The sequence below is a fragment of the Paenibacillus wenxiniae genome, from assembly GCF_039822605.1.
Lineage (GTDB): Bacteria > Bacillota > Bacilli > Paenibacillales > Paenibacillaceae > Saccharibacillus > Saccharibacillus wenxiniae.
In genome coordinates this window covers 368,122-381,817 of sequence record NZ_JBCGUH010000003.1, presented here as the reverse complement: position 1 = coordinate 381,817, position 13,696 = coordinate 368,122, and the positions used below count along the sequence as shown (strand labels likewise).

10 protein-coding genes are annotated in these 13,696 nt (G+C 44.7%); 4 read left to right on the top strand and 6 right to left on the bottom strand.

What is annotated here, in order from left to right; genetic code table 11:
• The first annotated feature begins 280 nt into the window (after positions 1 to 280).
• Positions 281 to 967: a hypothetical protein gene (locus AAHF22_RS07640; protein WP_347324400.1), complete on the top strand. Its 687-nt coding sequence runs from the start codon at positions 281 to 283 to the stop codon at positions 965 to 967.
• 341 nt (positions 968 to 1,308) lie between these two features.
• Here the strand turns inward: AAHF22_RS07640 and AAHF22_RS07635 are convergent, their stop codons facing one another.
• Positions 1,309 to 2,799: a cohesin domain-containing protein gene (locus AAHF22_RS07635; RefSeq protein WP_347324399.1), complete on the bottom strand. Its 1,491-nt coding sequence runs from the start codon at positions 2,797 to 2,799 to the stop codon at positions 1,309 to 1,311.
• Between the two features lie 686 nt (positions 2,800 to 3,485).
• Here AAHF22_RS07635 and dapD point away from each other — a divergent pair.
• On the top strand, positions 3,486 to 4,199 hold the full coding sequence (gene dapD / locus AAHF22_RS07630) for a 2,3,4,5-tetrahydropyridine-2,6-dicarboxylate N-acetyltransferase (protein ID WP_347324398.1): 714 nt from the start codon (positions 3,486 to 3,488) through the stop codon (positions 4,197 to 4,199).
• Positions 4,200 to 4,488: 289 nt separating this feature from the next.
• Here the strand turns inward: dapD and AAHF22_RS07625 are convergent, their stop codons facing one another.
• Positions 4,489 to 4,887, bottom strand: coding sequence for an Imm8 family immunity protein (locus AAHF22_RS07625; RefSeq protein ID WP_347324397.1), 399 nt, complete (start codon positions 4,885 to 4,887; stop codon positions 4,489 to 4,491).
• Between the two features lie 192 nt (positions 4,888 to 5,079).
• On the opposite strand from AAHF22_RS07625, the gene AAHF22_RS07620 reads away from it, so the two are divergent.
• Both AAHF22_RS07620 and AAHF22_RS07615 read left to right on the top strand, forming a co-directional pair.
• Positions 5,080 to 6,207, top strand: a complete 1,128-nt coding sequence (locus tag AAHF22_RS07620; RefSeq protein ID WP_347324396.1) for an N-acetyldiaminopimelate deacetylase — start codon at positions 5,080 to 5,082, stop codon at positions 6,205 to 6,207.
• A gap of 1,085 nt (positions 6,208 to 7,292) precedes the next feature.
• Positions 7,293 to 8,129: a YitT family protein gene (locus tag AAHF22_RS07615; protein ID WP_347324395.1), complete on the top strand. Its 837-nt coding sequence runs from the start codon at positions 7,293 to 7,295 to the stop codon at positions 8,127 to 8,129.
• A 119-nt stretch (positions 8,130 to 8,248) separates the two neighbouring features.
• On the opposite strand, the gene AAHF22_RS07610 is transcribed toward AAHF22_RS07615, so the two are convergent.
• The 4 genes from AAHF22_RS07610 to AAHF22_RS07595 form a co-directional block, all read right to left on the bottom strand.
• Positions 8,249 to 8,566, bottom strand: a complete 318-nt coding sequence (locus AAHF22_RS07610) for a spore coat protein (RefSeq protein WP_347324394.1) — start codon at positions 8,564 to 8,566, stop codon at positions 8,249 to 8,251.
• 13 nt (positions 8,567 to 8,579) lie between these two features.
• Positions 8,580 to 8,777, bottom strand: coding sequence for a spore coat protein (locus AAHF22_RS07605; protein WP_347324393.1), 198 nt, complete (start codon positions 8,775 to 8,777; stop codon positions 8,580 to 8,582).
• 946 nt (positions 8,778 to 9,723) lie between these two features.
• Positions 9,724 to 11,706: a methyl-accepting chemotaxis protein gene (locus tag AAHF22_RS07600; RefSeq protein WP_347324392.1), complete on the bottom strand. Its 1,983-nt coding sequence runs from the start codon at positions 11,704 to 11,706 to the stop codon at positions 9,724 to 9,726.
• 305 nt (positions 11,707 to 12,011) lie between these two features.
• Positions 12,012 to 13,172 carry an aminotransferase A gene (locus tag AAHF22_RS07595; RefSeq protein WP_347324391.1) on the bottom strand — a complete coding sequence of 387 codons (1,161 nt, stop codon included), beginning with the start codon at positions 13,170 to 13,172 and terminating at the stop codon, positions 12,012 to 12,014.
• Positions 13,173 to 13,696 lie beyond the last annotated feature (524 nt).

Here is a 13,696-nt window from a genome sequence, read left to right as displayed (position 1 = left end):
CAGTCAACTTCTAGTTTCAAGAGGAGGGCATTCCGTTTAGGCGATGGGTTCTTTTGTATAGTATTGAAACCAAATGTGTAGAACTCGGATTGCGGAGTAAAGGAGGAATTACAGCATTTTGAGGAACGTGATCCAGCGCAAAAGATTTATATTTAGGATGAACGAACGATGAGATACTGTTGATGTGTATAGTATAGTTTATCTAATCTAATGAAAGGAGAGTCTTGCTGCACACGAAAAACTTGAATCTGTACATAACAGCAGCAGGCATACATTGTATATGCGAGGACAAAAAGAAGCCATCCGAAAGCAATTCTATGCTCAGTTGGAAATATTGATTGCGGAGTACGACTACACTCCATTCAAAACACATTCAACTACAGATTACACTTTTATGAAAAAGGCTCAGCCTGATGTGGATTGGTACTTGCATAGTCATCTTAGTCATGCTCAGCCGCCTTACACTGTTTTTACCGTAGCGGCATGTCGTTATATAGCGGCAACGAAGCGTTTGAATGCGTTTCTGGATAAACACCAGATTACATCGGTATCTCATCCTGCGGTTGGTTTTGGTGAATGGGTGGATAAGCATGCCCAGATCGAGAAAGTGGCAAACCTTTCAGCCGACAAGAAACTAGTGAACGTTACAGCGGACAATATCGAAGAAGCTGCCAGACAAGCGTGCGAGCGAATTATGGCGGCGGAAAGCGCGTGTTTGCTACCGCGTGTGGAACAGAGCAAAGTAGTGGAAGAATATCTAACTAAACGACCGCATCAGTGGCCGACTAGTGATCTATTTAACTGCTGTGCAATCATTGTAAGTTATGGATTGCTTACGGATGATCCGGTATTGATCAAAAGAGGGATTGAGCGTACATTTGAGATTTTGAATAAACCGAATTATAGTCAGCGGAATCGAGAGTTTTTTGAAGCGGTACGAGATGCGGTACATAAGGAGTTTGGTTAAGTGAAAGAGCCGGTATATTTGCGATAGAGTAGAGATGAGCACGGCTGTATACCTTTATACATGCTGGACCTATTCGCTACAGAAGAAAAGAAAAAGAGTCAGTCGCTATGTAAACTGTACCCTACAGGATGTCTTTTTTCAAAGTGTCCATCTTGTTAGGGTACAGTTTAATGGGCGGCTAACTCTTTTCTATATGCAAAACGATAACTATATAGTGCAGGGTAGTGCATGCACAGTCGTAACTATACAGCGATAAACTATGCTCTTGCTTTATAGGCGGCTATCCAATTTCCATTATGTCCGAATAGGATTAGCGATGAAGCAGCGGCATCAAGGTTAACTTATTTGTTAGGTGTGTTCGGTGTATACTCTTTGTTTTGCAGAATTTGATCAACGATGTACGTCAAGTCGTCATCGCCGACTTTATCGTCTGCCGTCTGGTCAGCATCATGCAGGTCTTTGTTTGTATCGGCAGCGTTCATACCGAAGTAGAATGCATCCAGCGATAGATCCAGTAGCGTGTACTGACCAGATCTATCTACGTCCAAAAAACGAGGTTTCTCGATCAGGATCGTGTCTTCCAATACGTTGGCTGTTTCCAGATCATATTCTTTGTTTGTATCGGCAACACGTGCTTTCAGAGCGTCAATCTTGGCGCTACCCGGAGCAATCGCTTTGAATTTCAGTTTGACGATTGTCGTATCGCTGTTGATGGCGAATGATTTACCCTGGCTCGCAATGATGAAACGAAGTGCGCCTGGTGTGTCTTTGGTTTCGTTGTACACTTTATAGCCGGTTACGGATTCATAGCCAACGTATTCAACGAGTGTTGGGTCGTAGCTAAGAGAGAAGTCTTCTGCATAGATGTCTGTTACATTTTTCAGTGCGATATCAGCAGTGAATGTTTCACCGACTTTGATCGTTTCTGGTTTGATGATGACATCCAGGGAAGAACGTGGAGCTTCAAATGTTACGCTTGCTATGTTAGAAGCTACGCTTGTTGCAGATTCATTTACGGCTTGGACAATGTAGTAGTAAGTATTTCCTGCTTTAACGGAGGTATCTGTAAACGTTACATCTTTAATGTTTTTTGCAATTTCTGTAAATGGCCCATTTGCATATACCGAACGGGATACTGTATAGCTGGTTGCTGTGTTGGAAGCGTCCCAAGTTAAAATCGTTGTATTATTTTTTCCAGTTGCTGCTAGATTATTCGGTACTGGTGGAGCAGTAATATCATTAATGCGAACATAATCGATGCTTGCAGTTGAATTTCTTACGATATTGTCCATATCAAACGATTTACCATTGGCTACCTGTGTAGAGATTGTATTGACACCACTATTTACCCGTACACCATCTTTATAGATTTCAAAGCTTTTATCTGCTTTATAGATGACTCGCCATTCATGATCACCTTTAGTTTCAACATTAATTTGTTGCCATGAATTACCGTCCCTGATGGAGATCCCTTTTTTAATCCAAGTCTCTATATTTGCTGGCACATAGCCGATTTTGACTAATCCTAGATCCAATTGAGCGGCACTATTGGAAGCAGTGGCACTGATATTGTAACGTGCGATAAATTCGTAATCTTTTGTGTTATCATATGTCCATTTCGTCCATTTTGCGGTGCTAGCTCCTGAGTAAGCTTCCGTTGACTTTGTATCGTTATTGGTATCACTCCAAATGCTGTTAGAAACATCGCCTCTGTCAAATGGATTTTTATCCATTTCATTGCTGATAATCGATTTCGCCGATGCCGTATGAAAAGCAAGCGTCAGACTAACGAGCAGCATACTGAACAAGCCTAAAATAAACTTCATCTTCATGCTAAATAAAACCCCTTTTATTTATATTTGAGCCATGTTGGACATGGATACTCATAAGGATAGAAGATTACCTAAACAATTTGTGTTAATTCATAGCGGACATTGTAAATCAGTTGTTAGTACAATTCGATATCGTATTTTAATGAGCCGATGATTCGATAAACATCTATCTACAATTGAAAAATACAGCTATTCTGCTCAAATTATATGTACTTTGTTCTTGCTAAGTCGCTTCCCTTTTCTTTTATCGGATGCAAGATTCCATATGTTAATACTAGATGATGTTTTATATTTCATTTTTATGATCGTTTGGGTTTTTATTGATCGATTTGAAGGAAAAGGAATAACTAGTAGGAACAAAGGAGATGCATAGAGCTAACGTACCAAACCGCTCAGTTTCCCTACGCTGTAAGCTTTATCTTCCAATCTCAACGGTTCATGTCCATCTCCCTACGATCATCCTCAACAAAGCACCACATGCACTATCTGTATAAACATTTGGTATAAATATCATCCATCAATTGCGAGGGGTCTTCGATCTGTGCTATAAAGGATGTAGCTTCAAAGCTGGAGCTAACTGTGTCCGTACATTCGGTTATGGCCTAGCGGTCATACGGTTGAATAGAGCACACCGCTCCGAGCAGGATGCGGTGATATCATAATGAAAAAGGAGCTGTCATCTACATATGTCGACTGAGATGAACACGCATGAAATTATTAACCTGATCAAAACGAGCAAAAAGAAAACCCCGGTGAAAGTACACTTGAAAGGCGACCTGGCAGGTCTGACATTCCCTGAGAACGTAAAAACTTTCATTAACGGCAACACAGGCGTGATCTTTGGCGACTGGGCAGACATTCAAGGCGTACTGGCTGAAAACAGTGCCAAAATTGAAGACCATGTGGTCGAAAGCGACCGTCGCAACTCGGCGATTCCGCTGCTGGATATGAAAAACATCAATGCACGCATCGAGCCAGGCGCATTTATCCGTGACATGGTATCGATCGGCGACAACGCGGTCATTATGATGGGCGCGGTGATCAACATCGGTGTCGTCATCGGTGAAGGTACGATGATCGATATGGGCGCTGTACTGGGCGGTCGTGTACAGGTCGGTAAAATGTGTCATATCGGCGCAGGCTCCGTACTGGCAGGCGTCATCGAGCCACCAAGTGCACAGCCGGTTGTCGTTGAAGACGATGTATTGATCGGTGCGAATGTTGTTGTACTGGAAGGCGTGCGTATCGGTGAAGGCGCGGTAGTTGCCGCAGGCGCAGTCGTAACACAGGATGTGCCTCCATTTTCCGTTGTTGCAGGTACACCTGCACGCGTAATCAAACAAGTGGACGACAAAACAAAGTCCAAAACCGAAATCCTGCAAGATCTGCGTACACTGTAAGCAAAAGCATAATGTTCCTAATAAAGAAGGCTGTCACAGTAAAACGGTGACAGCCTTCTTATGATCTAAATGAAGCGTTCTGGTAGGATGCTTGGCTTGATAGATCGTTGGATACATGGCATGAGAGCGTTACATGAGAGGAAAGTGAACGGGGAATTGATCCTTGATTTGCTATATGGTAGCTTTAGGCTGCTTACATCGTCGTACTCATCGCGCTATCTTAACTACAGCGTAATTTATATCTTGGAGACGCTCATCCTTTAATTTCACTATATCCGAGTCGATTAGCTTAGTCTTTGTTCCTTAGATGGTTACGCTCATATTCCCAGCTAAAATGATGTAGCAGCTCATCTAGCGAATCTTGCCGATCATGAATCATTACGGAGTCGAGAATGGATTCAATGCGCGCCACCACATGCTCCCATGCGTAGTCATCCAATACGATGATCCGATCATGAATAACCGACTGGAACGAGCTACGTCTTTGCCGAGCTTCAGCTAGTCCAGCTGGAGTAGCGATGATGACAAAGTACAGATCAGCCCTTTGTTCATCCTGCAAGCCAATCGCCATTTCCAGATGATAATAGACGTTATCGTTGTTAGGTACCCATTGCTCAATATGATCGATATCGGGTGAGTGATAATGTTGAACCTGGAGTTTTAGCGGTGTCGATTTCTTTTTCTTCATCTTAAAGCCTCCGTGTCATAGAATAAGTCTGTATCTGTATCTGTATCTGTATCTGTATCTGTATCTGTATCTGTATCTGTATCTGTATCTGTATCTGTATCTGTATTCGCTGACGCATCCGTGACAGTTTGTTCATATGATTTACCTGCGGTTATTGTTGTTTATTTTACCAGACTTAAAGGAGTACATGTGATGACTAACCTTAATCTGATCGATATTCGTCGTGATCTACACCGCATTCCAGAAGCGGGATTTCAGGAGTTTAAAACACAGCGTTATTTGCTGGACTATATTGCGAGTTTGCCGCAGGAGCACATCGAAGTTCGGACGTGGAAAACAGGTATTCTCGTTTATGTGCATGGCACCGCACCGAAACGTCGTTTTGGTTACCGTGCCGATATGGATGGGCTGCCGATTGTGGAAGAAACCGGTTATGATTTTAAAAGTCAGCATCCCGGCTATATGCATGCCTGTGGACATGATCTGCATATGACGATTGGTCTTGGTGTGCTGACAGCGATCGTGCAGCAGCGGATGGAGGACGATCTGGTCGTTATTTTCCAACCGGCAGAGGAAGGGCCTGGTGGTGCGCAGCCGATGCTAGCAAGTGAGGAGCTGGCCGATTGGATGCCAGAGCAGATGATCGGATTACATGTTGCACCAGAGTATCCGGTGGGCACGATTGCAGTCAGACAAGGGATTCTGTTTGCCAACACATCCGAGCTGTTTATCGATCTGATCGGTACAGGCGGACATGCTGCCTATCCGCATCGTGCCAATGATATGGTCGTGGCTGGCTGTCAGCTAGTCGGGCAATTGCAAAGCATTGTCGCACGTAATGTGAATCCGCTCGATTCGGCGGTCATTACGATCGGCAAAATCGAAGGCGGCACAAAGCAAAATATTATCGCCGAGCGTGCCCGTCTGGAAGGCACAATTCGCACATTGTCCGCAGAGACGATGGTGTTGATCAAGTCCCGTATTGAAGCGCTTGTGAAGGGGATCGAGGCTGGATTTGACTGCCGTGCTGAGATCGACTGGGGTGCTAACTATATGCAGGTGTATAATGAAGAGAAGCTGACGGCTGAGTTTATGGACTGGTTAGCGCAGCGCGACGATGTAACGTTATTTGAATGCACCGAAGCGATGACGGGTGAAGATTTTGGTTATTTTCTGGAACACATTCCAGGCTTTATGTTCTGGCTCGGTGTGGATACGCCGTATGGATTGCATCATGCGAAGCTGGAGCCAAATGAAGGTGCAATTGATGTGGCGGTGCGGACGGTGACCGATTATTTACGCTGGCAAAGCGGAGTTTAATCCATCATTGTCTGTCCTTGCACGAAGCATATAGGGATTCGCAGAACGTATATGGATTTATAAAATATGTATGGATTCACAGAACGTATAGGGATTCACAGAACATGTATAGATTTATCAAACGTATATAGATTCATAAAAGAGGGTATAAGGTTGGCTGTGTCGTAGTGAAGCTACGCTACTGTGGCAGGATACCAGCTGTAAATGATGCTAACTTTAATAGAAATAATTATCGAATAAATAACGCCATAGCCGATGAACGTTGTACGAATAGCGCAATCTTGTATAAGCGTTGAGAGCATTTTGTACTGTTGAGAGTATTTTGCAATGCTTTGTAATTTATAATAGGGTAACTATATGATCCCTTTGATCGAAAAGGTGCTTGTGCATGCTTCTGACCATGCAACAAGTTCCTTTTCAGATCAAAGGTTTTTTCTGTTCAGGCAAAATAGGGTCAATGGGCGCTACAGCGAGTCGAAAAGGAACGCAGACTCATATTCATGAAACGAGCTGCATGTTCATGTAACAGCGTGCTTTTTTACGTTAATCTGGCAACGAAATGAATAGGCAAAGGATAGGAAAAAAGCTTTGACTTGCTGCAAGGCGGGGCTTAAAATACTCATTTGGCGGGTAAGGATGGAAATGGGGCGATTTTGCTGCATTTCTTGCCGAATTCGCTGATTTTTGGCGTGTAGTGTTATTTTTTCGCGCTTTACAATCGGTTCATTCTCTCGTGATATAACGCAGGCATACTAAATCCATTACTGCATATATGCTGTATGACAGTCATTCGTACATGCTGTGATTATATACGAAATGAAAACTAGCTGAAAGTCATCTGAAAACGATCGTCGTATAGATGAAATAGCGGTCATACTCGGTCATATTAAAGGTATGATCCATAACTGTAATGTTAGCGATTTCCGAACACGGGGTTCCATGAGAACATGATTTTTGCGAAGCAAAATATTTTACTTCTATATACAAGCAACGCGATACTATGCAAAAAATGATGTCTAACAAACAACAACGAGTTCCAAACAACACTCCCATCGGGAAGGTAACTATAAAAGGAGTATGGGCGAATGAAAAAACGTATTTACGATATGATATTGCTAACTGTGGGCGCCTTCTTATTCGCGCTGGCAGTGAATCTATTTATTATTCCGAACAATCTCGGTGAAGGTGGAGTGACCGGGGTTACGATTATTTTGTATTATGTATTCCAGTGGTCACCGGGTCTCGTCAATCTGGTCATTAACTCGTTCCTGATTCTGGTCGGGTACAAATTTCTGGATAAAACGAGTATCGTATACACAATTATCGCGGTAGCCCTGAACTCGCTATTTTTGCATCTGACGGAAAGCTGGCGAATCGATTCCCACGAAATTGTCGTAAATGCGATATTCGCTGGTGTACTTGTAGGTGTTGGTCTCGGTCTGATCATCCGCGCAGGTGGTACAACCGCAGGTACAGCCATTTTGGCACGTATTACGCATAAATATTTGGACTGGAACATCAGCTATGGACTGCTATTCTTCGACCTGATCGTAGCATTCTCCTCCCTGTTCATTATCGGCCCGGAGCGCCTGATGCTGACCATTATCGCACTTTACATCGGTACGAAAGTGATGGACTTTATTATCGAAGGCCTGAATCCGAAAAAAGCAGTGACGATTATCTCCTCCCATCAGGATGCGATCGCTGAAAAAGTTATCACCGTTATGGATCGCGGTGTTACGGTACTGTCCGGTCATGGCTATTACACCAAAACACCAAAAGAAGTGCTGTATATCGTTATCAGCAAACAGGAAGTATCGGTGCTGAAAAAGATCGTGCGCAAAGAAGATCCAAATGCATTTATTACGATCCACGATGTACGCGACGTATTTGGCGAAGGGTTTTTGGAGCTGTCGAAGTAACGTAGCTGTATGGTATGCAATATGCGCATGTATGAACTGACAAAAGCCGGGTCGCTCTAATGAAGCGATCCGGCTTTTTCTATACGTTTAAAACAAGGTGTAACTATATCTTTAAGAAATCAAGACTTACTCTTAATTAGCTCCAACGCTGTATCCGCTTTTTCCAGATCATGCTTCACCTGTTCTTCAATATTGTAAGCATGGTACATTTCATTTTCGATCATATACGTAGCGATTTTCTCATGCAGATCAATCGCCTTTTGCAATTGGGCTTTCAACGCACGGCGCACTCCGGGTGTAGCCGTCTCAGTTAGTGCCACCGCATAGTTACGCACGCCTGCTTTGGCAGACATGAGCAGATCGGTAGCGATTGCCAGATCATCTAGCGGAGCTGTTGCATTAACGAGCATTTCCTTTGTCATGTTGTTTGCAGCCATCGTGAATCCCTCCTTATTGTTGTTTTTCCAAAATAGAGCGCAAATCTTCGATCGCTTTGGTCGATTCCTGAATATCCTCATCGATAATTTTTCGCAGATCGTCATCTTTGACTAGTTCGCGCATTGCCATTGCTTTGGTCACACATGATGTTTTGAAAATAAGTAGTTCGTGAACTTCCAGCATTTCGTGAGTCGCTAACGCTTTTGCCATGATGTTCGCTCCTTTGTAACGAGTATTTAATAGCTTTCGTTGTGTATATAACCGCAAAACTTGTTGCTGCAACAGATAGTGAGTTACCGGAGACGAACGGACAGCGTTGCATAAATAAAGGGATAAATCCTCCATATGCTGGTCTCGTCATAAACGGTTTCCGCTGACATGTCATTGACAAGGAGCATAAAAAATAGCCTTTCTGGCAACCGTGAATAGGGCAGCACAGAAAGGCTAAAAATTTTTTGTTAACGATGCTTGGTAGCGATGTATCTGACAGATCGCAGTTGAACGTATGCCGGACGATATCCATCTTGAGAACCTAGTAATCATATGATGTATGAAAAAAGGTGCAACTGCATACAGCATGAAAAAAGTCCAGTCGATTTCATCCAGCTAATCGGTGATCAGGGTATACCTGTAACGTTGTATGCTCGCCATCATTTTGCTATGGAGTTGCCAGTAGAGTAGCACATAATGCTGTCCATTTGATCGGCTAACCTACTTCATTCATCGTGCTGGAAGCGGAAGGAGAAAGTTCAGACTGTTGGTTAGCGTAGAATTGAGACCGCTGGCGTATACATGAGATCACTGGCATATCGTTAAGATCGTCAGCATATACATGAGATCACTGGCATATCGTTAAGATCGTCAGCATATACATGAGATCACTGGCATATCGTTAAGATCGTCAGCATATACATGAGATCACTGGCATATCGTTAAGATCGTCAGCATATACATGAGATCACTGGCATATCGTTAAGATCGTCAGCATATACATGAGATCACTGGCATATCGTTAAGATCGTCAGCGTATACATGAGATCACTGGCATATCGTTAAGATCGTTAGCGTATACATGAGATCACTGGCATATCGTTAAGATCGTCAGCATATACATGAGATCACTGGCATATCATTAAGATCGTTAGCATATTGTGTTTTACTCTCCGATCTTGAAATGCTCGATCTCTTTCTGTAAATCTTCTGCCAGCTTGGACAGCGATTGGGCGGACGAACTGATTTCTTCCATCGAAGCGAGCTGTTCCTCAGCTGATGCGGCAATATCGTGCATATTACCGGCATTTGTGCCAGCGATATCGCTCACTTCGGCTACGGATTGTGCCACATCGTCCGCATTGTTGCTCACATCGCTAATCAGTGTATTCATTTCTTGCAGACTGGATGAGATATGGTGAGCGTTCGACTTGAGCTGCTGGAACTGATCTGCCGATTGCTGCACGCCGCTCAGACCTTCGCCTACCGATTGGTGAATCCGATCAAACGTCGAGATCGATTCGTTAATTTCGCTAATAATATCTTGCAGCAAACCTTCGATATGGCCAGCGGATTGATGCGATTGCTCTGCCAGCTTTTTCACTTCGCCAGCGACAACGCTAAAGCCTTTGCCAGCTTCCCCGGCACGGGCGGCTTCGATGGCAGCGTTCAAGGATAGCAGATTCGTCTGCTCGGCGATCGTATTGATCGTTTTCAAAATATCGCTAATTTGCGACGATTTATGAGACAGTCCATTCACCACGCCATACGCTTCGTTGACGGCATGATCGATCTGTTCGATCTGGGAGACGGTATGACGGACGAGCTGATCGCCGCTGTCTGCCATCTGTGTCGACGTTTGAGACAGATCGAGCAAAGAACCGGAATGTTGCTGCACCTGATTCAGGAAACCAGCTACTTCGTTCAATTGTTGTGCACTCTGGCTAATGTGTACATTTTGACGATCACTACCGCCGGAAAACTGCTCAATCGCCTCGGTAATCTGTTCGGTAGCGCGGCTGGTCTGCTCAGAGCTGGCAGTCAGTTGTTCCGAACTGGCTACAACGTCGCTGACGGTATCTTGAATGGAACCGACAAGCGAACCGAGCGAACGATTCATATCGTTAAACGCAACCGACAGTTTGCCCAGCTCATCGCCACTGCGATCCTGTACCGAGCGGGTGAGATCGCCCTGACTGATCGCATGGGCTACCTCGACGATACGATTCATCCGTTTGCTAATGGAACGCGTGATCAGCCAGACGATTATACCGCCAACAACTAGCGCGATGACGAGTACGATCAACGTTCGATACAGTACCGGACTTACTTTTTCTTCAATTTCGCTCTGATTAAAATTACCGACCAGTTTCCAGCCGGTAATCGGGCTGGTCACATAGCTGAGTTGTTTATTTTCACCGTCAAATACGTAGCTAAACTGCCCCTGTTCTTTATTTTCTGCAATGATGCGTTTGGCAATATCATTCGTTTGCCCGGCAGCGATCGTAGGGTGAGAGATGTAAGTGCCATCCGGTGCGATAATGAAGGCATAGCCTTTTTCGCCGATTTTGACGGTGGACGCAATTTGTAGCAACGAGCCGATGCTCAGATCAAGGCCAACCACGCCGCTGTTATCACCGGTCTGTTTGGCGATCGTTACGGTCATTTGTTGAGTAGACGAAGATACATAAGGGGACGTAATGACAGCTTTGCCTGGACTGGCTTCAGCTAGCTTATACCACGGACGTTCTCTTGGATCGTATCCAGGTGGGTTAGGCTTATCCGATGAAGTGTAAAATGCACCTTGATTCGTACCGACATAGATGCCCTCTATATTCGAACTTGCTCCATCATATGTGCGCAGACGCTCAAGCAACTCCGCTTGATCGCTGTAACTCTGCTGGTCGATCGCTTTGGCAAAATAATCAATCGCATCTATATTACGCTGCATATCGTTATCTACTACGGAGCTAAGCGTGTTGGAACTCAGTGTAGCGCTTCCGATCAGCTCATTGCTCAGTGCACGCTTGGCGATCACATAGGATACGAAGCTGGATGCAACAAGTGCCGCAACGAGAACAGCGCAGAAGGACAGCATGAGCTTGCGTCCGAGAGAAGGGTTAAACAAGATGTGCTTCAAATTTTTCATTATACGCCTCCAATTTTTCGCTGTAACTTGTGGTTGTATACAAGTATTATCGGCAAATATGACTGTCAATTTAGAGAGCAATGTTGAAAGTTAATTAGATGAAGCGTTATCAATTTGAATATTTTCAGAAAATAAAGAAAAAGAGTCATAGTATGAATGAATAGTAGCGATTTTTATCAGGATAGGAAGTATATAAACGGAAGTGCATAAAAGAAAGTACATAAAAGAAAGTACATAAAGCAAGTATATAAAAAGAAAAGCTATGTCTTATGAAAATAATCATAAGCCATAGCCTTTATCGCGGTTTAACGGGCAAGCTGTTTTACAAATTGCTCCAGTCGATCCAGTGACTTCTCCAATACTGGCATCGCATAAGCATACGAGAGACGAATATAGCCCTCACCATAGATTGAAAAGGCATCGCCTGGCACGACCGCGACACGCGCTTCTTCCAGTAAGCGCATCGCAAATTCCATCGATGGTATGCCTAAATGAGCAATGGACGGGAACAGGTAAAAGGCACCTTCCGGCTTCTCTAGCTCCAACCCCATCGTCAGCAAGCGATCATATACATAATCGCGCCGCTTCAAATACGCTTCACGCATCGGCAGCGCATCATCAATGCCGTTCGTTAATGCTTCCACAGCGGCAAACTGGCTGATCGAGCTGGCACAGGACACGTTATATTGATGCACTTTAAGCATATGAGCGGTGAGCCATGCAGGAGCAAACGTAAAGCCGATGCGCCAGCCGGTCATCGAATGTGATTTGGACAATCCATTGATCACAATCGTCTTTTCTCGCATGCCTGGCAGCAGCGAGATCGAGCGATGCGGCTCATCATAAATGAGTTCACTGTAAATCTCATCCGAGATCACGAATAGCTCGCGCTCACGCAGCAGATCTGCCAGTCCGTTCAGCTCCTGCTCGCCCAGCACACGCCCGGTCGGGTTAGACGGATAGCCGATCGCGACCGCCTTCGTGCGCGGCGACAGATGCGGTTCGAGCAGTTCTGCGGTCAGCTTAAAGCCAGTGCTGCGTGTGTCCACATAGACCGGAACGCCGCCAGCCAGCCGAATGAGTGGTTCATAGCCCGGATAGATCGGTCCCGGTAAAATAACCTCGTCGCCCGGTGACAAAATCGTCCGTAGCGCCACGTCCAGTGCCTGACTCGCACCAACGGTAACGATCACTTCGGTATCCATATCGTAGGTTTGTCCATAGCGTGTACGTACAAATTCGGCAGCGGCTCGGCGCAATGCTGGAATGCCTGCATTAGGGGTGTAAACGGTTTTGCCCGCCTGCATTGCCTGCTCTGCGGCTTCAATAATATGAGGGGGTGTAGGGAAGTCGGGCTGACCGAGTGTTAACGCCAGTGCATCCGGGTAGCGTGCGGCAGCAGTGGCGATTTTGCGAATGCCACTGATCTGAATATCGTGTAAGGGAGAGTGAATCAAGTGTTCCATGAACAAGGCTCCTTTGTGATGAAAGATCAGACTTTGAATGGGAGTGAGGCAAAGTATAGGTTGTGTAGTATTGTACCGTATTGCTTTCTCCAGCAGGCAGTACAATCGAGACAGGTGGAGCAGTCGATTGATCCGTATAGCAACCATGCCAGATGTACTGTGATATCTACGTTATCATACGGATCGTTTCGCGTCTTTATATTGCATGTATGGCAATTTGCATCTTGCCACTTGCGGAAATGCTGAATATTTTACGAAAAATGCTGAAAAACAGGGTGTTTTCTAAAGATTTCAAACGTTATAATAGCAAATGTACCTTTTATGGCTATCGGTGCTAGTTCATGTACGTGTAACGATGCGAATCGGTCGTGCATGGGCGGATGGACTAGCTCTGACATATGTAGAATGCGAACCGAACAGAGAAGGGATAAGGTCTGGCCCCGCGTATTGTATTGCAGCTTATGGTAAAGCTCTTGTCGAAGCTCTTATTGAACATTATATTAGCAAATAGTAACAGTAGAGTG